Here is a 20,335-nt window from a genome sequence, read left to right on the forward strand (position 1 = left end):
AAAACCTGTTTCTTATACAGAAACGGGTTTTTATTTTTTATCAAAGAAAAGGAGCCTATCTTAATTGAGGCTCCTTTTTACCATTCACTCAGCGTATTGGTCTATGATCTCTTCTAGTACCTCTTTAAGCTCTTCTGCATCTTCAAGCTCTGATTGGCTGAAACGGACGCGTACAAGCTGTTCTCCGTCATTATACATCTCTTCCAGCCATCCTCGCAGTCCTCTGGCCCTGCGGTCGACTTCGAAAATGATTTCTAAACCGTCTTCGTCTAAAAGGAAAATGAGCTCTAATTCATCAAACATCTGACGATAATATCCGGAAGTCGGAACGAACTCGAATTCTTGAACGAATGGAAGACGGCGCTGGAAGTAGGGCGCTTGTTCACAATCTGCTTCGTTAAGACGGAAACCTAGGTTTTCGATTGCTTCCAGCACACTTTCAATCCAAGGGTGCGCTTCAACGAAAATGCGGTCTTGGTCGGATTTATCGATACCGCCTTGTATATCAAGGTCTGTCACTACGGCGACCTCTACTTTCCCTACAGTAATCGGTGTATCAAGAGGGAGGGTGAATGAGAACGGAAATTGATACTCTTCTCCAGGCTGAATGGTGAATGAACCAGTGACCTGAAAAGAATGAATTGTAGCGTATTTCCGGTGTTCTTCATCGTCTTTTACAATGACGTACCGTGTGTTAAGCTGTAAATCAATATAGCGGATGTCCTGAGCGATTTTCCCGCCTTTGACATGGACAGTTCCCCGTACTTCTTCTCCTGGATAATATGCGTCTTTCTCTAAAATTGTTTCTACTTTTGCAGCACCGATACCAGCACTTGCTGCAAGCTTCTTAAAAAATGACATGTTAGATCTTCCCCTTTTTCTTTTTCTCAACAGAAATACGTAAGAAGGAAGAAAAAAGATTCATTTGATTCATACTTTTTACCTATTATTCGTCCGGCCTAGGGACAGACTAAGAATACTATTGAAAGCAAAGGAGCGGATTGAAATGGATAAAGAAAGTATGGTTGCTGATGAATTACACAGAATGTTTTTGGCTGGTGAGCTGCAAATCACGATAGAGGAGGATATAAACAATATTTCCGAAAGGCTGAGAAACGGCGATCTCAGTTTAGACCGATTAAGCGGTGAAGACGCGTTTATAAAAGAAACGGTAAACGAGGCTTTAAGAAGAGTGGAGCAATAAAAGGGAGAGACGGGATCTGAAAGATGAGATTCCGTCTTTTTTTGTGACTTTGTTACAGTTCTCTGCAAGATAAAAGCAAATCGATTTGAAATGGCTTACTCAGGAGCCAGCCTTTTTCCATCAGAAGTTCAGATAGTTCCCCATGCAGATGAACAGCTGCATCTAATTGATCATGCAACGCTGTTCGGAGGTCGGGGTTTGCAGTTTCCGTTATTGCGACAGTGTACTTTTTAATGATGATTTGTATTGTCGTTAAGCAATCAAGAATCATTATAGGTATGATTGGGGTTGAAAAATCGTTCAATGCCTTCACCGCCTGTTAGTGGGTTTTATCTTTTAGATCTTCCTATTGAGAAGTATTTAGCCTTGTTTCATGGATTTATACAAAATGCTATAATGATTAACAAATTTTTTCGGGGAGTGGGATGATGAAACAGATTATTGCGATGGGCGGCGGGGGTTTTTCGATGGAACCGGAAAATTTGTCCCTCGATCAATATATCATCAATCAATCGGGACGGAAGTCGCCTCGCATTTGTTTTTTGCCGACGGCGAGCGGTGATTCCCAAAACTATATTCAGCGGTTTTATCATGCTTTTCAAACACTGGATTGTGTGCCGTCTCATTTATCCTTATTTAAGCCGCCGACAACAGACTTCATTTCTTTTGTTATGGAAAAGGACGTGATTTATGTTGGCGGGGGAAATACGCGGAATATGCTTGTGCTGTGGAAGGAATGGGGGCTGGATCTTATTCTCAGAGAGGCATGGAAGAACGGGGTGATTTTAGCTGGATTAAGTGCCGGTGCGATCTGCTGGTTTGAAGAAGGAGTGACAGATTCGGCAGGACCGCTGACAAGTATGAAAAGTTTAGGTTTTTTGCAAGGGAGCTTTTGTCCTCATTATGACGGTGAAAAGAACCGGAGGCCGATATACCATCAGTTGATATCTAACGAATTCTTGTGCGATGGCTATGCGGCGGACGATGGAGCGGCTCTCCATTTCATAAATGATCAGCTGTTTCAGACTGTGAGTTCAAGACCGGGTGCAAAGGCATATCGGGTGATGAGGGGTGAACATGAGATTTTTGAAATCCCGCTGCGGGTCAAATATTTGGGTTGAATTAGCTGAATATTTTCTATATTCCTCTTTTTTTTCGATTGGTTTTATGTTAAGATGAGTCCGAAATCAATAGTTACTGGGGGTGCCCGTTTTCGGGCTGAGAGAGAAGGTAAGCTTCTTAACCCTTTGGACCTGATCTGGTTCGTACCAGCGTGGGGAAGTAGAGGAATTGTTTTTATTATTGTCGTGCTGGGCAATAATATGTTTCTTTCTGACTGTAACCGGGTTCATTCACTTGAATCCGGTTTTTTGTGCTGGTTATGGGCTTGATTTTGTCCTTTCAAAAGAAGAGAGGGGAAGGATCAATGATGCAAAACGATTCAGTGCAGCAAGCCAACATTTCCATTATGTCGAGTTTTTCGGGGAGTAAGAAAGTATACGTGGAGGGTTCTTCCTCGGACATCCAAGTGCCGATGAGGGAAATCGCCTTAAGTCCGACGACAGGATCGTTCGGCGAAGAGGAAAACGCGCCTGTGCGTGTCTATGATACAAGCGGACCGTATACTGACCCTGATGTGACCATTAATATTCAAGAAGGATTAAAGCCGCTCCGCCAAAAATGGATCACAGAGCGTAACGATGTGGAAGAATATGAAGGACGGACTATAAAACCAGAAGATAACGGTTATAAAAAGGCAATCCCAAACAAAAGCTACCCAGAACTAAAGCGGAAACCGCTGCGGGCGAAAGCGGGTCAAAATGTCACCCAAATGCATTATGCCAAAAAGGGGATCATTACACCTGAGATGGAGTTTATCGCCATTCGCGAGCATGTATCTCCCGAATTTGTCAGAGATGAGGTAGCAAGCGGCCGGGCGATCATTCCTTCAAATATTAATCACCCTGAAAGTGAACCGATGATTATTGGCCGGAATTTCCATGTGAAGATTAATGCGAATATCGGGAATTCAGCGGTTACGTCATCAATTGAAGAAGAAGTGGAAAAAATGACGTGGGCCATCCGCTGGGGAGCGGATACGATGATGGATCTATCTACCGGTAAAGATATTCATACGACGCGTGAATGGATTATTCGCAATTGCCCTGTGCCTGTGGGAACTGTTCCGATTTATCAGGCGCTTGAAAAAGTAAACGGCGTAGCGGAGGATTTAACGTGGGAGATTTACCGTGATACGCTGATCGAGCAGGCAGAGCAGGGAGTGGATTATTTTACGATTCACGCGGGTGTTTTGCTGCGGTATGTCCCGCTAACCGCCAAACGGACAACAGGAATCGTGTCACGCGGGGGAGCGATTATGGCACAGTGGTGTCTAGCCCATCATCAGGAAAGCTTTTTGTATACTCATTTTGAAGAAATCTGTGAAATCATGAAAACGTATGATATTGCTTTTTCTCTTGGGGACGGGCTTCGCCCCGGATCAATCGCTGATGCCAATGACGAAGCGCAATTTGCTGAATTAGAGACCCTCGGAGAACTGACGCAAATTGCCTGGAAGCATGATGTTCAGGTGATGATTGAGGGACCGGGGCATGTGCCGATGCATAAAATCAAAGAGAACGTCGATAAACAAATGGACATTTGCAAAGAAGCGCCTTTTTACACATTGGGGCCGCTGACGACAGATATTGCGCCGGGCTATGACCATATTACTTCAGCGATCGGAGCGGCGATGATCGGCTGGTATGGGACAGCAATGCTTTGTTATGTAACGCCGAAGGAGCATTTGGGGCTGCCAAACCGTGATGATGTTCGTGAAGGGGTCATTACATATAAAATTGCTGCGCACGCAGCAGATCTTGCAAAAGGGCATCCCGGAGCGCAAATACGGGATGATGCGTTATCGAAAGCCCGCTTTGAATTCCGTTGGCGAGACCAGTTTAATTTATCTCTTGATCCGGAAAGAGCGCTTGAATATCATGATGAAACACTGCCGGCAGAAGGAGCAAAAACCGCTCACTTTTGTTCAATGTGCGGGCCGAAGTTTTGCAGCATGAGAATTTCTCAGGATATTCGGGATTATGCGAAGGATAAAAAGCTTAGTGAATGGGATGCCATTCAAGAGGGAATGAAAGAAAAAGCTGAAGAATTTGTGAATCAAGGCAGCAAGCTGTATAAATAATAGATTGACAGGCGAAATGGAATACGTTTTAATATAGCTAATAAATATTTCCAGTATTTGCTGATCGGGACACCGAAGGCTCTTATCTTTTAGATAAGGGCCTTTTTTGTATGAAAAAGGAGGGATCATTGATGGGAATCAAAAAAGAGAAGGGGAGAAAACGATTTAGGAAGCGAAAAATATATGGGAATCAGATTTTGCCGCTTGATCTTCTGATTGCAAAAAATAAACGAGAGATCATGAACAGCGCGGAGCTTATGGAGGAAATTTATATGAAGATTGATAAGAAGCATACGGCAGTGCGTAACTAAATATAAAAAAACCCGCTAATTACAGCGGGTTTTTACATTTCTATTAAGCATCTTTTTTAATCGGCAATCCAAGGCCTTCTGCCACGCGTTTTCCGTATTCAGGATCCGCTTTGTAGAAATGCTCGATTTGGCGAAGTTTGATTTCTTCTTTTTCTACCGGCTTCATGGCGTTTACGATATTTTCAACAAGGCGGGCACGCTCATCTTCGCTCATTAAACGATAGAGGTCACCGGCTTGTGTGTAGTGGTCGTTGTGATCGTAGCTTACGCTGTCAGCGATTCCTTGTACCGGATATGCTGCTTGTTTATCCTCAGGTGACTCTTTCGGACCGCCGAAGCTGTTAGGCTCGTAATAAACAGATCCGCCACCGTTATTGTCAAAACGCATTTGTCCGTCACGCTGATAATTGTTCACTTCGTTGCGTGCGCGGTTGATTGGCAGTGCTTGATGGTTTGCACCGACACGGTAGCGGTGTGCATCATGATAAGCAAACAGCCGGCCTTGAAGCATTTTATCTGGAGAAACATCAATACCAGGCACGAGTGTACCAGGTGAGAATGTCGCTTGTTCTACTTCTGCAAAGTAGTTTTCCGGATTTCTGTCTAGAACCATGCGTCCGACTTCGATTAACGGATAGTCTTTTTGAGACCAAACTTTTGTGACATCAAACGGATCGAAGCGATACGTATTTGCATCTTCTAAAGGCATGATTTGCACATATAGTTTCCATGCAGGGAAATCACCGTTTTCAATTGCGTTGAAAAGATCTTCTGTATGGTAATCAGGGTTTTCACCGGCAATTTTTGCTGCTGTATTGACATCAAGGTTTTTCACGCCTTGTTCTGTTTTAAAGTGATATTTAATCCATACGCCTTCGCCTTCGGCATTTGTCCATTTGAATGTATGGCTTCCGAAGCCGTGCATGTGGCGAAGTGTCGCAGGAATTCCGCGGTCTGACATCAGAATTGTCACTTGGTGCAGTGATTCTGGTGAAAGTGACCAGAAATCCCATACAGCTGTAGGGTTTTTCAAGTGTGTTTTTGGATCTCTTTTTTGTGTATGGATGAAATCAGGGAACTTAATCGCATCGCGGATGAAGAATACCGGTGTATTGTTACCGACGATGTCGTAGTTTCCTTCTTCAGTATAAAATTTAACAGCAAATCCGCGCGGGTCGCGAACGGTGTCAGCCGAGCCAAGTTCACCGGCAACTGTTGAGAAACGGATGAACAACGGTGTCCGTTTGCCGACTTCAGAAAGGAAAGCGGCTTTCGTGTATTTTGTTACATCATTTGTCACTTCAAAATATCCGTGTGCGCCTGCTCCTTTGGCGTGAACGACACGTTCGGGAACACGTTCTCTGTTGAAATGGGCCAATTTTTCGAGTAAATGTACATCTTGGATTAAAGTTGGTCCGCGAGAACCGGCAGTCATTGAATTTTGATTATCTCCAACCGGAGCGCCCCAGCTAGTTGTCAGTTTATTTGAACTCATGTCATCACCTCTTGAAATTTATAAGAACATAATATCATCTCTAAGTAAAAAGTCAATATTATTTTATAATTATTATAAAATAGTCATTTCTATTAAGGGATATAAAGTATTAAAAATGTTGATAAACCCTTGTCATAACAGCTTATAAGAGAGAAAAAGTTTTTTGGAGAAATGATTTTTTCTTCTCTATTTGCGAATCAAGCAGATTAAGTGATAAACAAGAATCCAAAAATCTTGTTTGAAAAAAGAGTTGACACATCGGAATAGTTTGAATTAACATGATATTCAAACAAAAAACAATTGGGCAGCTGATCGGACCGCCGAAGGCTCTCATCTCTACAACGAACAGAGATGGGGGCCTTTTTGTTTTTGTAGAAGGCGGGGTTGGCAGAAAGAGAGGGATAAAAGTGGCTGTGATCATCAGCATCAAAGAAAAGACATTCGTTCAAGAGGGCCGCAAAACAACGGTCTTGGAGAACATTCAATTATCAATCGCACCAGGTGAATTTCTTACGCTCATCGGACCGAGCGGGTGCGGAAAAAGCACGCTGTTAAAGATTATTGCGGGGCTTGATTCAGATTATGATGGGAGTGTTGAAATTAACGGACGCAGCGTAACAGTTCCGGGTATTCAGCAAGGATTTATTTTTCAGGAGCACCGCCTCTTTCCATGGCTGACGGTTGAGCAGAATATTGCCGCCGATTTGAACTTGAAAGATCCAACAGTCAAACAGAAGGTGGATGAACTGATTGAGATTGTCAGATTGAAAGGATCGGAGAAAGCATACCCGCGCGAGCTGTCAGGCGGTATGTCACAAAGAGTCGCTATCGCACGGGCTCTTCTGCGGGAGCCTGAGGTCCTGCTTTTAGATGAACCGTTTGGTGCACTCGACGCTTTTACTAGAAAACACCTGCAGGACGTGTTGCTGGATATATGGAGGAGGAAAAAAACAACGATGATTCTCGTGACTCATGATATAGATGAATCTGTTTATTTAGGAAATGAGCTTGCGATCCTTAAGGCCAAACCGGGGAACATCCATAAGGTGATGCCCATTCATCTGGCGTATCCGCGAAACCGGACGACTCCGGATTTCCAAGCGATCAGACAGAAAGTGCTGTCGGAATTCGAGAAAACAGAAGATCTAGAGTACGCTGAAGGATCAGGGATATAGAAAGGGCGGAAGCAGAAATGAAAAAAGGACTCATTGTATTGGTTACCGTTTTTTTTCTGCTGGCAGGCTGTGGAGCAAATGGAGCCAGCAGTGACAACAAACAATTGAAAGAAATTCGAATCGGTATTCAGCAAAGTTTAAGCCCGCTTTTGATTGCGAAGGAGAAAGGCTGGTTTGAAGATGCATTTGAAAAAGAAGGCATCAAAGTGAAATGGGTGGAGTTTCAAAGCGGTCCGCCCCAATTTGAAGGCCTTGCGGCAGACAAACTTGATTTTTCTCAAGTCGGCAATTCTCCTGTGATCGCTGGACAGGCGGCAGGCATTGACTTTAAAGAAATCGGTTTGTCTCAGGACGGATTGAAAGCAAACGGCATCCTTGTCAATCAAAACAGCGGCATTCAGGACGTCAAGGACTTAAAGGGGAAGAAAATTGCAGTCGCCAAAGGCAGCAGCGGTTTTGATTTTCTGTATAAAGCACTTGATCAAGTGGGATTGTCAGCTAATGATGTGACGATTATTCAGCTTCAGCCTGATGAAGCGGCCTCTGCGTTTGAAAACGGATCTGTTGATGCCTGGTCCATTTGGGAGCCGTACTTGTCTTTAGAAACAATCAAACACGGAGCAAACATCCTTGTGAACGGGGAAAGCACAGATTTATATTCACCCGGATTTACTTTAGTAAGAACAAAGTTTGCCGAAGAGCACCCGGACGAAGTAGTCCGTTTTCTGAAGGTGTTTAATAAGGCTGTTGTGTGGCAAAAGGAACACCTGGATGAAGCCGCTGACTTGTATGCAGACATTAAAGGTCTCGATAAAAAGGTCGTCGAAAATGTGTTGAAAAATACTGAACCTCTGAATGAGATCATCAGTGACGACATTGTGAAAGCACAGCAGGAGACAGCAGATTTTCAATATCGAACGAAGGCGATAGACAAGAAGATTGATGTGAAAGAGGTTGTGGATAACACATTTATTAAAAAAGCGTTAAAGGAAAATTCCTCCGGAGGTGATCAATGATGAAAGCAGAGGCTGCAGGCTCGCTGCCGAAAACGAATGCGGAAGCGGTGCGAAAAAAGCCCCGAAGGATGAAATACGACTGGATGAAGGGGCTTTTGCTGCCCGCTGTCATTATCGCCATCTGGCAAATCATCGGCGGCCTTGGGGTAGTGTCCGCTACAGTGCTGCCCACACCCGTTGCGATCGTCCTGACGTTTAAAGAGCTTATTTTGTCCGGTGAGCTGTTCGGTCATCTGCAAATCAGCATCTATCGGGCGGCGCTTGGTTTTTTGCTTGGCGCGGGGCTTGGCTTGATTATCGGGATTTTGGCCGGATTCTCAAAACGGACGGAGCTGTATCTTGATCCGTCATTGCAAATGCTCAGAACCGTTCCCCATCTGGCGGTCACGCCGCTGTTTATTTTATGGTTCGGTTTTGATGAGGTATCTAAAATTTTGCTGATTGCGCTCGGTGCTTTTTTTCCTGTCTATATCAATACATTTAACGGCATCCGCGGAGTTGACGCGAAGCTGTTTGAAGTCGCCCGGGTGCTTGAATTTAAATGGTATCAGCAGATTTCCAAAGTGATATTGCCGGCATCCCTGCCAAATATATTGCTCGGCATTCGCTTATCGCTCGGCATTGCATGGCTTGGACTTGTTGTAGCAGAGCTGATGGGCTCAAGCTCAGGAGTCGGTTATATGATCATGGATGCAAGACAGTTTTCACAAACGAACAAAGTGTTTGCCGGGATTATCATTTTTGCGGTGGTTGGAAAGCTGACGGATTCCTTTGTCAGGCTGCTTGAACGAAAACTGTTAAAGTGGAGAAACAGTTACGAAGGGTAATATACGTAAAGGGGAGATGGATATGGAAATTCTTTGGTTTATACCGACTCATGGAGACGCGAGATATTTAGGATCTGAAAGCGATGGACGGACTGCGGATCATCTTTACTTTAAACAAGTCGCGCAGGCGGCTGACAGGCTGGGGTATACGGGTGTTCTTCTGCCGACGGGAAGATCGTGCGAGGACCCATGGCTTACAGCATCGGCTTTGGCAGGAGAAACAAAGGACTTAAAGTTTTTAGTCGCGGTAAGACCCGGTTTAATGCAGCCTTCTCTAGCAGCCAGAATGACATCTACCTTAGACCGCATTTCAGACGGCCGGCTGCTGATCAATGTTGTGGCAGGAGGCGATCCGTACGAGCTGGCTGGAGATGGCCTGTTTATCAGCCATGATGAACGCTATGAAGCGACAGAAGAATTTTTAACCGTTTGGCGGAGACTTTTGCAGGGAGAAACGGTTTCCTATGAAGGAAAGCATATAAAAGTGGAAAACAGCAATCTGCTCTTCCCGCCGCAGCAAGCGCCGCATCCGCCTATCTATTTCGGAGGATCGTCACAGGCGGGGATTGAAGCTGCCGCAAAGCATACAGACGTGTATTTAACGTGGGGCGAGCCGCCTGAACAAGTAAAAGAAAAGATTGAGAGAGTCAAAAAGCAGGCGGAAAAAGAAGGGAGATCCGTTCGATTCGGCATTAGGCTGCATGTCATTGCCCGTGAAACCGAACAAGAGGCGTGGGAAGCGGCTGAGCGCTTGATCAGCCACTTGGATGATGACACCATTGCCAAAGCGCAGGCAGCTTTGAGCCGTTACGATTCTTCAGGCCAGCAGCGGATGGCGGTCCTTCATCAAGGCGATCGGACGAAGCTTGAAATCAGCCCGAATTTGTGGGCGGGGATCGGCCTGGTCAGGGGCGGGGCAGGAACAGCTCTTGTCGGTGATCCGCAGACTATTGCCGACCGGATAACGGAGTACCAGGCACTCGGCATAGAATCGTTTATATTCTCTGGCTATCCGCATTTAGAAGAAGCATATTATTTTGCAGAGCTTGTGTTTCCGCTTTTGCCGTTTGAAAATGAGCGCACGAGAAAGCTTCAGAACAAAAGGGGAGAAGCCGTCGGGAACACTTATTTTGTCAAAGAGAAAAATGCGTCAGTTTAAGTAAAACACAGCCCCCAAACATGGTATGATATTCAAATAAAGGGGGCTGTTTTTCTGAAAACATTGATAAGCGCAGCAGTCATTTGCCTGATAGCTATGCTGTCAGCATGCGGACATTCAAAGCAGATGGAAATCAAAGCAGCGGACATATCAGATCTTGAAAAAAACAGAATGGATATTGCAGCTTCACAGGCATTCACTGCCGAAGCCGTTAATATCAGTGAAGGTATTTCTTCAGCTGACATGTACATCGAACATTATCAAAAAGGAAAGCTTATTGAGACGATTGGTCCGGTAAGTGCAGATTATTCAGAGAAAAAACCCGATACATTACAATTTGTTTATTTTGAGAATGAAGAGGGAGAAGGAAAGACTAAACGCAGCACTGTTCATTTTGGCATTGTTGATAAACAGGGAAATACAGCGGCCAGTTCATCTGTGAAACGTGACGATAGCGCAACACAGGAAATGACTCAGAATATTTCATCGGCGGTACCGATTTCTTTCGAGAAACCTGTTTTGATCGGCAGCAGTATAAAAGGGACTGACGAGCCAATGCACACCTCTGAACATAAAAAAGAGCTTATTAAGCATCAAGATGCGTTACTGTATTATGTGGAATTGCATCATTAGAAACGGGCGGCTCAGGCCGTCTGTTTTACAAAGCGGTATGCTTGCTTTTTTGAATGGTGCATGATACATTTTAAATCGTAATAATTTCGATTTAAAAAGGAGGCTATGTGTCTTGGCTAAAAAGTCAAAAGTGGCAAAAGAGTTAAAACGCCAACAGCTTGTTGAACAATACGCTGATATTAGACGCGAGTTGAAAGAAAAAGGAGATTACGAGGCACTCAGCAAGCTGCCAAGAGATTCAGCACCGGGAAGGCTCCACAATCGTTGCATGGTAACGGGGCGCCCGAGAGGATATATGAGGAAGTTTAAATTGTCCAGAATCGCTTTCAGGGAACTGGCTCATAAAGGCCAGATTCCCGGTGTGAAAAAAGCGAGCTGGTAAGAAAAACTCCGGCCGATTACAGCGCGCCGGAGTTTTTTTCGTTTTTCTTGAAAGAGATGACATAGGATAGGTGCTGGATGATCATGATGATAAACACAATAATAATAGGGAAAAACGGAATACGCGATTGAAAAAGCGGATAAAAAATGAGAAGAACCGCTGCGGCAGGAAGCGAGAAGTAGACGGCGATATATGACGCGCGGCATGCTTTTGCCGTCATCATCTTCTCTCTTTCGTCCTGCTCTTCAAATTCATCAGGCAGAAGAAGCTTTTTTGCAGCAGGGCGGCTTTTCTTCTGTAAGTACAAATAAACCGCAGACGCCGCAACAAACAGAATAAAGGGAGTGAGGTTTAATTCAAACACCATCTCGCCGCTCTTTGTGCGGATAAAGGATGCAATGCCTTCTGATGCTTCAAAGTATGCAATCAGCGTCCAGCATGCAAGGCCAAATAAAACAAGTTGAAAAGCTGCTTTTGTTTTCATGCTCATCTTAGTTTTCCTCCTCTAACCAAAAGACATCCTCCATTTTCATGGAGAAAGCTTTGCAGATTTTCAGTGCTAACAACAGTGAGGGAACATAATCGCCTTTTTCGATAGCTGCCACAGTCTGTCTTGTAACGCCGACCGTTTCTCCGAGTTTTTCCTGAGAATAGCCGAGGCGTGCCCTCAGCTCTTTTACTTTATTTTTCATCATGACGTCTGTCCCCTTCACATTCTCGATTGATTATATTGTATAGTATACTTAACATTATGTAAACGTGACTTAACACTTTACAAAAAGAAAACTTTTTTTCGACAAAATTTTTATATTCTCTTGACGAAAAATTAATAAACGTGTAATATAAAACAAGTCAGCGGTACTGTTACTGAAAAACACAAATGCGGGTGTAGTTTAGTGGTAAAACCTCAGCCTTCCAAGCTGATGTCGTGAGTTCGATTCTCATCACCCGCTCCATACATACGTTATTAACGCAGTGTTTCGTTTCTTAGATAAACGAAGTATTGCGTTTTTTTATGTAAAAAAGAACACGTCATTCGTGTTCTTTTACGTAAGCCAATGTACTGTATGGGCACCGCCGTGAATTTGTTCAAACATTTTCGTTAATGATGATAAGAGTTTAACAGCGCTGCTTTTTTCAATGGATGGCGGGAAAAAAATGATTTGCAGCATTTTCTTCGTCTCGTTTGAAACGGGATAGCGATTGACGCTGTTTTTTAAATTGCCAAATATGCCATTTTCATCAGAGAAAAGCAGTATGTTTTCTTTTTCTCCCAATGAGATTCGGACTGGCTCATGAAGCTTGCTGGCATCATAAATCATAATGGGCAGAGAATATTTTAATGCGAAAAAATCGATGGTGTCATGGGCTGAATCCTTGCTTTCCATGAATTGTTCTTTGGATATTGGGATCAGCATGTCTTCCATTGGGGTTGTTTCTCCCTCAAATGTAGGGTTAAGCTGTTTAAAGAGTTCCCGCCATTCCTTGACGAAGGATTCATCAGATATTCCGCCGTCCGCATAATCGAAAAACAGGGATTCTTGAAATAGGCGAAGCCTGCCTTTCAGCATTTGCGGAGAGGAGCCGACTTCGATATTCTTATAAATCACAGCCGCCGCATGTAAGCCGGCCGCACGTTCAGTAATAACAGAATCAAGTTTGATATTCACTAGCATTCACTCCAGTTACGTGATATCAACCTATTATAAACGCTGTATCGTTTTATCACAAAGAAAGGAGGCTGTGCAAAACATGAACGTTTATCAGCTCAAAGAAGAATTAATTGAATACGCGAAAAGCATTGGCGTGGACAAGATTGGTTTTACGACCGCTGATACATTTGACAGTTTAAAAGACCGTTTGGTTCTTCAAGAATCACTCGGCTATCTCTCTGGCTTTGAAGAGCCTGATATCGAGAAAAGGGTGACGCCGAAGCTGCTTTTGCCGAAAGCGAAATCAATTGTGGCGATCGCTCTCGCATATCCTTCCAGAATGAAGGATGCGCCGAGAAGCACGAGAACGGAGCGCAGGGGCATTTTTTGCAGAGCCTCCTGGGGCAAAGACTATCACGATGTGCTGAGGGAAAAGCTCGATCTGTTGGAGGAATTTCTGAGAAGCAAGCATGAGGATATCAGAACAAAGTCAATGGTAGATACAGGTGAATTGTCTGATCGGGCGGTTGCAGAACGGGCCGGCATCGGGTTCAGCGCGAAAAACTGTATGATCACAACGCCTGAGTATGGCTCATATGTGTATTTGGCGGAAATGATCACAAATATACCTTTTGAGCCTGATGTGCCAATTGAAGATATGTGCGGGTCCTGCACGAAATGTCTGGACGCCTGTCCGACGGGAGCACTTGTAAATCCGGGACAGCTGAATGCGCAGCGCTGTATCTCTTTTCTGACCCAGACGAAAGGATTTTTGCCTGATGAATTCCGGACAAAGATTGGAAACCGCCTGTATGGGTGCGACACGTGTCAAACGGTGTGTCCTCTCAATAAGGGGAAGGACTTTCATCTTCATCCGGAAATGGAGCCGGACCCTGAGATAGCCAAACCGTTATTGAAGCCGCTCTTGACCATCAGCAACCGCGAATTTAAGGAGAAATTCGGACATGTCTCAGGTTCTTGGCGCGGAAAAAAACCGATTCAGCGAAACGCCATTCTCGCCCTTGCCCACTTTAAGGATGCTTCCGCACTGCCTGAATTGACGGAACTGATGCATAAGGACCCGCGTCCTGTTATCAGAGGAACAGCTGCATGGGCGATCGGTAAAATCGGAGACCATGCATACGCGGAAGAGCTTGAAAAAGCGCTGGAAAAAGAGAAGGATGAAGAGGCAAAGCTGGAAATTGAAAAAGGAATTGAGTTGCTAAAAGCTTCAGGCATGACTAAACAAGGCCTGTCCTGACATACGTATAGAACAGAAGGGAAAAACACTTGAGATGCATCCAAGTGTTTTTTCTCTATAAAAAAGTATGGTGGGTGGGGTGAGCTTGAAGCACATTTTAGAACAATTAGCGGAGGAGCGGCTGAGCTATTTGGTTAACGGGCATGCTATGAGACAAGAGTCTGAAGTCGGAGACCTTGAAGTCATGGAGCGAAAGAAGAAGCTTCTGGAAAAACGTAAAGTTGACATCATAAAAGCGAAAGCAAAGGCCGTCATCGATCATGTGCGGGTTGAGGATGACGGAACGACCTGCCTTACGTATACCATCCATTATGAATACGTGTGTAAAGAGCATGATGACAGCTTGTATATGGAAGAGCATATAGAGGAGCGGGTAGCTTTCCTTTATGATCATATTTTGATTAGTGATCAGGAAATTGCGAAAAAGCCGGCTGGATTTCATGAAGGGACCAGTATTATTGACTATTCTCAAGAGGAAAGGGAAGCGTTTGGCAGAGCCTTTCAATACGATCGTCTCGGCGCTGTGCAATATGCCGAGAAATTTTGGAACAAGCGCAACCCGGCTTATAAAAATTTCAGCGATAACTGCACGAATTTTATTTCACAGTGCCTTCATGCGGGAGGCGCACCGATGCGCGGCCATCCGAACAGAGGGTCAGGCTGGTGGATGAAACAAAGCTCATGGAGCTATAGCTGGACGGTGGCTCATTCTATGAAAATGTATTTGTCGAATTCAAAGGCCGGTCTTCGTGCGGTGCGGGTGAAATCTGCGGAAGAGCTGATGCCTGGCGATGTGATTTGCTATGACTTTGAAGGAGACGGCCGGTTTAATCATACAACGATTGTTGTGGCGAAGGACAAAGGCAATATGCCGCTTGTCAACGCCCAGTCCTATGACAGCCGGATGAGGTATTGGTCATACGAGGATTCTACGGCATACACGCCGTCAATACGATATGCCTTTTTTCATATCGTTGATGATACGACAAAAGACTAATTAATGATATAATGATGGGCGGATAAGAAAAACAGAGGTGAACATTGTGGCATTACATGTCGTTTTATATCAACCAGAAATTCCCGCCAATACAGGGAATATTGCACGTACTTGTGCAGCAACCAATACAACGCTCCACCTGATTCGTCCGCTCGGCTTTTCAACGGATGATAAAATGCTGAAGCGTGCCGGACTCGATTATTGGGAGTTTGTTAACGTTGTGTATCATGATTCGTTAGAAGAATTGTTTGAGGAATATCAAAAAGGCCAGTTTTTCTTTATCACGAAATTCGGCCAGCAGCCTCATACATCGTTTGATTACACTGATCTTGACGAGGATTATTTCTTTGTATTCGGAAGAGAAACAAGCGGTTTGCCAAAGGATTTAATTCAAAATAACATGGACCGCTGCCTGCGTCTTCCGATGACAGAGCACGTTAGATCGTTAAATCTGTCCAACACTGCGGCGATTCTCGTTTATGAAGCGCTGCGCCAGCAAAATTACCGTGATTTAAAATAGTGAAAAAATCCGCTCATCGATGATGGGCGGATTTTTTTTGTGCTGCGAGAGATGCTTTGTTTTGTTTTTTGGGCTTAACAACGTAACAGTGTTATGTTACAATGTATCCATCAAAGGAGCTGGACTTATGGAAGAACAATTAATCTCTAAAAAAGAATTGCTTGAAAAAACATCGATTTCATACGGTCAGCTGTATCGGTGGAAGCGGAAAAACTTAATTCCTGAGGAATGGTTTATTCGCAAATCCACTTTTACAGGGCAAGAAACGTTTTTTCCGAGAGAGGATATTTTAAAACGCATTTCAATGATTCAAAAGATGAAGGAAAATTTGTCATTGGATGAAATGAGGGAAATGCTGTCGCCGAAAATGAAGGATGTCAGCATGACCGCTGATGAATTGATTCAGAAAGGATTGATTTCAAGAACTGCTCTTGATGTTTTTTCAGAAGGCGGAGGAAATTCGGTTTTTTCTTCTCGAGACCTGCTATCGCTGTATGTACTTGAAGGGCTCCTGCAGTCCGGAAATGTCAGTCTGGAAGAAGCAAAAATGGCTGCAGAGGTGTTAAAGCAGCATGATACTGAAGAGATCAAGAATCAGACGGAGCTGATTGTGCTGCGGAAGCTCGGTGTCACAACTTGTTTTATAGCGGCTGCAGCGGACAGCATTCTGTTTGAATCGTCCGTCAAGGTTGTGGAACGGGTGGATTTAGTAAAAGCGTCAGAGGAATTAAAAACAACATATATACAGGAGGGCCATCAATGGATGTAATGGAAAAGCTGGTGATAAACGGATCAGGAAGTTCAAAGGGAGGAACATTTCAATCAGTTGAAATAAACGGCAGCGGAACAGTGGCCGGGGACGTGGAGTGTGACACTTTTTCTTTTAATGGAACCGGAAAAGCTGACGGCAGCGTCAAAGCGAAAGCGGTAACCATCAGCGGTTCAGGAAAGATACATGGAGACGTTGAAGCAGAATCAATTCGGATTAACGGAACAGGTTTTATTCAAGGAGAGGTTTCCGCAAAACAATTGAAAATCGCTGGATCATCAACATTTGGCGGGACAGTCAAGGCTGATGGCATTGACATTAGCGGAAAAGCGGTCATGGAAGCGGATTGTGAAACGGAAACCTTCCAATCGGAGGGGAAATGCAAAGTCAGCGGGCTTTTAAATGCTGATGAGGTGACCATTAAGCTTTCTGCCGGGGAAAGTTATGTGCGGGAAATCGGATGCCGCCATCTTCAAGTGACCGGCAGAAAAGGAATGCTGACATTGCTCAGACTAATGCCGCAGCCTGTTTTAACGGCTGAACTGATCGAAGGTGATGTCATTGAACTGACAAATACAAAGGCGAAAACCGTGCGAGGAAATAAAGTGAAAATCGGTCCGGGTTGCCAGATTGAAACCGTTGAATACAGCGGGGACTATACTTGTGATCCGAGCGCATCGGTCGAAACATGCACGAAGATGTGAGGAGGATCGTAATGGAGACAACAAAACTGGGAAATTTAAAATTATATGGTGCCGGACATGCTGCAGGCGGCGCATACCACCATGTCAGCATTAAAGGTGAAGGTGTAATCGGTGAAGGGCTGTCTGCCGCGGGCTGCCGCATATTCGGAACAGGCCTTTTTCTCGGGGAAGCAGAGACTGAGCGGCTGCGTGTATTCGGAGAAAGTGAATGTAAAGGCAATCTGACAGCCGGCAGAATCAATATTTACGGCACAATGAAAGTCAGCGGCTCACTTCAATTTGATCGATTCAATCTAAAAGGCCTGACTGAAATTTGCGGGAATATGACTGGAGAATCGTGCGATGTGAAAGGGAAGCTTAGCGTTAAAGGTGATTGTGAAACGGAAATGTTCCATGTCACAGGTTGCGTTGATGTATCAGGTTTATTAAATGCGGGTGATATCAAGCTTGGATTGAGCCATGATGTAAGCCATGTGCGGGAAATCGGCGGAACAACCATTACAGTGAAAAGACGCGCGAGCTTTTTTAACCGGAAGAAAGTGAAACTGATTGCCGACGTCATAGAAGGAGATCAGGTTTATTTGGAGAATACCGAGGCGGCAGTTGTCAGGGGAAAAGAAGTGATCATCGGGGCGGGCTGCAGCATCGGAACAATTGAGTACAAAAATATATGCGAATGTGATCATCATTCAAAGATTAAAGAAAAAACAAAATTATAAAACATTGTTCTGTTATACAAAAAGGGTGCTCTTATGAGGAGCACCCTTTTTTATTCTTTTCCCGGCTTGCTATCGTACCCTGCGGTAAAAATTGATACTAAAAAAGTGACAATGACACCCATCATGATGATTGTTTTCACCGTCTCTCCCCCTCTTCAATTTTTCCGTGCTGTCCGAGTCTGGATGATTCTGTATTTTTCTTTATTATGAACGGTCGCGGTCTGCCTTGTCAACGCCGTATAAGTATCTTTATTTTTAAGAAACCAAAGCATGTATCACGAGATGGCGGCATAGATTGTATCAAAGTACCTTATTTGCATAGCGCATCAAACATGATGGAGGAGGTCCTTATGGATATATTAAAGAAAATTGAACAGTACAGAGAGGAAGAGCAGCGGCTGAAATGGGAAGGAACATTCGCCGATTATTTGGAGATTATTAAAGAAAATCCAATGGTTGCGCAATCTGCTCATTCTCGTGTTTTTAATATGATAAAAGACAGCGGGATAGAGGAGATTGACGGACGTAAGAAGTACAGCTTTTTTGACCGCGAGCTGTTCGGGCTTGAGGAATCTTTGGAGCGTCTGGTGGAAGAGTATTTTCATCCGGCCGCGAAACGGCTTGATGTTAGAAAGCGGATTCTATTGCTGATGGGACCTGTGAGCGGCGGTAAATCCACGCTGGTCACGATGCTCAAAAAAGGTCTCGAAGCGTACACCTTGACGGATAATGGCGCTGTATATGCGATTAAAGGCTGCCCGATGCACGAGGACCCTCTACATTTAATCCCCCATCATTTGCGTGATGACTTTTACAGAGAATACGGCATTAGAATAGAAGGAAGTCTTTCTCCTTTAAATGTCATGAGGCTGGAAGAAGAGTACGGAGGAAGAATTGAGGATGTGAAGGTTGAACGCATCTTCTTTTCAGAAGATAAGCGTACGGGAATTGGAACATTCAGCCCGTCTGATCCGAAATCTCAGGATATTGCCGATTTGACGGGAAGTATTGATTTCTCAACCATTGCCGAGTACGGTTCAGAATCAGATCCGCGCGCATACCGGTTTGACGGAGAGCTGAATAAAGCGAACCGCGGGATGATGGAGTTTCAGGAGATGCTGAAATGTGATGAGAAATTTCTCTGGCATTTGCTTTCATTGACACAGGAAGGGAATTTTAAAGCGGGGCGATTTGCGTTAATTTCTGCTGATGAGCTGATCGTGGCTCACACGAATGAAACGGAGTATCGCTCATTTATTTCTAATAAGAAGAATGAAGCCCTGCATTCGAGAATCATTGTAATGCCGGTCCCTTATAATTTAAAAGTGTCTGAGGAAGAGAGAATTTATGAAAAAATGATCGCGGAGAGCGATGTATCGGATGTTCACATTGCCCCGCATACGTTGAAGGTCGCTGCGATGTTCTCGATTCTTACCCGATTAAAAGAACCGAAGCGGTCGGATATCGATCTGGTCAAGAAAATGAGACTGTATGATGGAGAAAGTGTGGAAGGATATAATTCTGTCGACGTTGAGGATATGAAAAAAGAATATAATGATGAAGGCATGAGCGGCATTGATCCGCGGTACGTGATCAACCGGATTTCTTCAACGATTATCAGAAAAAATATGGAGTCGATCAATTCTCTTGATGTTCTTCGTTCCTTAAAAGAAGGTCTTGATCAGCATCCTTCGATTTCAAGCGAGGACAGGGAGCGGTATTTGAATTTTATTTCTGCTGCCCGCAAGGAATATGACGACATTGCGAAAAAAGAAGTTCAAAAAGCGTTTGTGTACTCATATGAAGAATCAGCTAAAACACTTATGGACAATTATCTCGATAACGTAGAGGCCTATTGCAATAAAAACAAGCTTCGTGATCCTTTGACAGGAGAAGAAATGAACCCTGACGAAAAGCTGATGAGATCAATCGAAGAGCAGATTGGCATTTCGGAAAACGCCAAAAAAGCGTTCCGCGAAGAAATCTTAATCCGTATCTCGGCTTATGCGAGAAAAGGTAAACGGTTTGATTATAATTCTCATGAAAGGCTGCGTGAAGCCATTCAGAAAAAGTTGTTTGCTGATCTGAAGGATGTCGTTAAAATTACGACGTCAACAAAAACGCCGGATGAGCAGCAGCTGAAAAAGGTAAATGAAGTCGTGGCCCGTTTAATTGATGAACACGGCTACAACTCGACGAGCGCCAATGAGCTGCTGAAATATGTCGGCAGCCTGCTGAACCGATAAGCAACGTGACCCGTCCGAATAGGGCGGGTTATTTTGTCCCATTTTCTAAATAGTTTGTCAATT

Annotated in this window: 22 protein-coding genes, 1 tRNA gene, 1 pseudogene and 1 riboswitch; of the genes and pseudogenes, 18 read left to right on the forward strand and 6 right to left on the reverse strand. The window is 44.2% G+C overall.

From position 1 onward, the window contains the following. Positions 1-84 precede the first annotated feature (84 nt). Positions 85-861, reverse strand: coding sequence for a sporulation control protein Spo0M (gene spo0M, locus GYO_RS27200; RefSeq protein WP_014113121.1), 777 nt, complete (start codon positions 859-861; stop codon positions 85-87). Between the two features lie 139 nt (positions 862-1,000). Here spo0M and GYO_RS27205 point away from each other — a divergent pair, with 139 nt between their 5' ends. Beyond that, positions 1,001-1,204, forward strand: a complete 204-nt coding sequence (locus GYO_RS27205) for a hypothetical protein (RefSeq protein WP_072183711.1) — start codon at positions 1,001-1,003, stop codon at positions 1,202-1,204. Between the two features lie 52 nt (positions 1,205-1,256). Here the strand turns inward: GYO_RS27205 and GYO_RS27210 are convergent, their stop codons facing one another. Next, on the reverse strand, positions 1,257-1,475 hold the full coding sequence (locus GYO_RS27210) for a spore coat protein (RefSeq protein WP_044059171.1): 219 nt from the start codon (positions 1,473-1,475) through the stop codon (positions 1,257-1,259). A 157-nt stretch (positions 1,476-1,632) separates the two neighbouring features. On the opposite strand from GYO_RS27210, the gene GYO_RS27215 reads away from it, so the two are divergent. From GYO_RS27215 to GYO_RS27225, 3 genes and pseudogenes are all read left to right on the forward strand, one after another. Beyond that, complete coding sequence (locus GYO_RS27215) at positions 1,633-2,325, forward strand: Type 1 glutamine amidotransferase-like domain-containing protein (RefSeq protein ID WP_014113124.1); 693 nt, start codon at positions 1,633-1,635, stop codon at positions 2,323-2,325. Between the two features lie 68 nt (positions 2,326-2,393). Beyond that, a riboswitch (TPP riboswitch) is annotated at positions 2,394-2,501 on the forward strand. A gap of 132 nt (positions 2,502-2,633) precedes the next feature. Then, positions 2,634-4,406 carry a phosphomethylpyrimidine synthase ThiC gene (gene thiC / locus GYO_RS27220; protein ID WP_014113126.1) on the forward strand — a complete coding sequence of 591 codons (1,773 nt, stop codon included), beginning with the start codon at positions 2,634-2,636 and terminating at the stop codon, positions 4,404-4,406. Between the two features lie 131 nt (positions 4,407-4,537). Beyond that, positions 4,538-4,736: pseudogene (locus tag GYO_RS27225) on the forward strand (FbpB family small basic protein). Between the two features lie 24 nt (positions 4,737-4,760). Here the strand turns inward: GYO_RS27225 and katA are convergent. Continuing rightward, positions 4,761-6,212, reverse strand: coding sequence for a catalase KatA (katA, locus tag GYO_RS27230; protein ID WP_003239645.1), 1,452 nt, complete (start codon positions 6,210-6,212; stop codon positions 4,761-4,763). A 407-nt stretch (positions 6,213-6,619) separates the two neighbouring features. On the opposite strand from katA, the gene GYO_RS27235 reads away from it, so the two are divergent. From GYO_RS27235 to rpsN, 6 genes are all read left to right on the forward strand, one after another. After that, entirely contained in the window at positions 6,620-7,387 is a 768-nt protein-coding gene (locus tag GYO_RS27235; protein WP_041521147.1) for an ABC transporter ATP-binding protein, read from the forward strand. Positions 7,388-7,404: 17 nt separating this feature from the next. Continuing rightward, complete coding sequence (locus GYO_RS27240; RefSeq protein ID WP_014113129.1) at positions 7,405-8,403, forward strand: aliphatic sulfonate ABC transporter substrate-binding protein; 999 nt, start codon at positions 7,405-7,407, stop codon at positions 8,401-8,403. Then, positions 8,400-9,230, forward strand: coding sequence for an ABC transporter permease (locus GYO_RS27245; RefSeq protein WP_014113130.1), 831 nt, complete (start codon positions 8,400-8,402; stop codon positions 9,228-9,230). The genes GYO_RS27240 and GYO_RS27245 overlap by 4 nt, the downstream gene beginning before the upstream one ends. 22 nt (positions 9,231-9,252) lie before the next feature. Continuing rightward, a complete protein-coding gene (gene ssuD / locus GYO_RS27250; protein ID WP_041520899.1) occupies positions 9,253-10,389 on the forward strand; it encodes an FMNH2-dependent alkanesulfonate monooxygenase in 1,137 nt (378 codons plus the stop codon). A gap of 63 nt (positions 10,390-10,452) precedes the next feature. Beyond that, on the forward strand, positions 10,453-11,022 hold the full coding sequence (locus tag GYO_RS27255) for a YgaN family protein (protein WP_503826129.1): 570 nt from the start codon (positions 10,453-10,455) through the stop codon (positions 11,020-11,022). 112 nt (positions 11,023-11,134) lie between these two features. After that, positions 11,135-11,404 (forward strand): 30S ribosomal protein S14, encoded by a 270-nt coding sequence (rpsN, locus tag GYO_RS27260; RefSeq protein WP_014113133.1) that lies wholly within the window; start codon positions 11,135-11,137, stop codon positions 11,402-11,404. Positions 11,405-11,420: 16 nt separating this feature from the next. Here rpsN and GYO_RS27265 read toward each other — a convergent pair whose 3' ends face one another. Beyond that, complete coding sequence (locus GYO_RS27265; RefSeq protein ID WP_014113134.1) at positions 11,421-11,894, reverse strand: hypothetical protein; 474 nt, start codon at positions 11,892-11,894, stop codon at positions 11,421-11,423. 1 nt (position 11,895) lies between these two features. Beyond that, the gene (locus tag GYO_RS27270) at positions 11,896-12,096 is read right to left on the reverse strand and encodes a helix-turn-helix transcriptional regulator (protein WP_041521149.1); all 201 of its coding nucleotides are present in this window, start codon (positions 12,094-12,096) and stop codon (positions 11,896-11,898) included. Positions 12,097-12,286: 190 nt separating this feature from the next. Between GYO_RS27270 and GYO_RS27275 the strand changes: the two genes are divergently transcribed. After that, positions 12,287-12,360: transfer RNA gene (locus tag GYO_RS27275), tRNA-Gly, on the forward strand. A 90-nt stretch (positions 12,361-12,450) separates the two neighbouring features. Here GYO_RS27275 and GYO_RS27280 read toward each other — a convergent pair. Next, positions 12,451-13,074, reverse strand: a complete 624-nt coding sequence (locus GYO_RS27280) for a B3/B4 domain-containing protein (RefSeq protein WP_014113136.1) — start codon at positions 13,072-13,074, stop codon at positions 12,451-12,453. Between the two features lie 82 nt (positions 13,075-13,156). On the opposite strand from GYO_RS27280, the gene queG reads away from it, so the two are divergent. The 7 genes from queG to prkA all read left to right on the forward strand — a co-directional run bounded on the left by queG (position 13,157) and on the right by prkA (position 20,272). Next, the gene (gene queG / locus GYO_RS27285; RefSeq protein ID WP_014113137.1) at positions 13,157-14,317 is read left to right on the forward strand and encodes a tRNA epoxyqueuosine(34) reductase QueG; all 1,161 of its coding nucleotides are present in this window, start codon (positions 13,157-13,159) and stop codon (positions 14,315-14,317) included. 67 nt (positions 14,318-14,384) lie between these two features. Next, a complete protein-coding gene (locus GYO_RS27290; RefSeq protein ID WP_079288699.1) occupies positions 14,385-15,314 on the forward strand; it encodes an amidase domain-containing protein in 930 nt (309 codons plus the stop codon). Positions 15,315-15,351: 37 nt separating this feature from the next. Then, complete coding sequence (trmL, locus tag GYO_RS27295) at positions 15,352-15,834, forward strand: tRNA (uridine(34)/cytosine(34)/5-carboxymethylaminomethyluridine(34)-2'-O)-methyltransferase TrmL (protein ID WP_072183318.1); 483 nt, start codon at positions 15,352-15,354, stop codon at positions 15,832-15,834. A 127-nt stretch (positions 15,835-15,961) separates the two neighbouring features. Further along, positions 15,962-16,603, forward strand: a complete 642-nt coding sequence (locus GYO_RS27300) for a YhbD family protein (RefSeq protein ID WP_014113139.1) — start codon at positions 15,962-15,964, stop codon at positions 16,601-16,603. Next, positions 16,594-17,307, forward strand: coding sequence for a bactofilin family protein (locus tag GYO_RS27305; protein WP_014113140.1), 714 nt, complete (start codon positions 16,594-16,596; stop codon positions 17,305-17,307). The genes GYO_RS27300 and GYO_RS27305 overlap by 10 nt, the downstream gene beginning before the upstream one ends. An 11-nt stretch (positions 17,308-17,318) precedes the next feature. Then, a complete protein-coding gene (locus tag GYO_RS27310; protein WP_014113141.1) occupies positions 17,319-18,026 on the forward strand; it encodes a hypothetical protein in 708 nt (235 codons plus the stop codon). Positions 18,027-18,376: 350 nt separating this feature from the next. Beyond that, positions 18,377-20,272 (forward strand): serine/threonine protein kinase PrkA, encoded by a 1,896-nt coding sequence (gene prkA / locus GYO_RS27315; protein WP_003224051.1) that lies wholly within the window; start codon positions 18,377-18,379, stop codon positions 20,270-20,272. Positions 20,273-20,335: the final 63 nt, after the last annotated feature.

Source organism: Bacillus spizizenii TU-B-10, assembly GCF_000227465.1.
GTDB classification, from domain to species: domain Bacteria; phylum Bacillota; class Bacilli; order Bacillales; family Bacillaceae; genus Bacillus; species Bacillus spizizenii.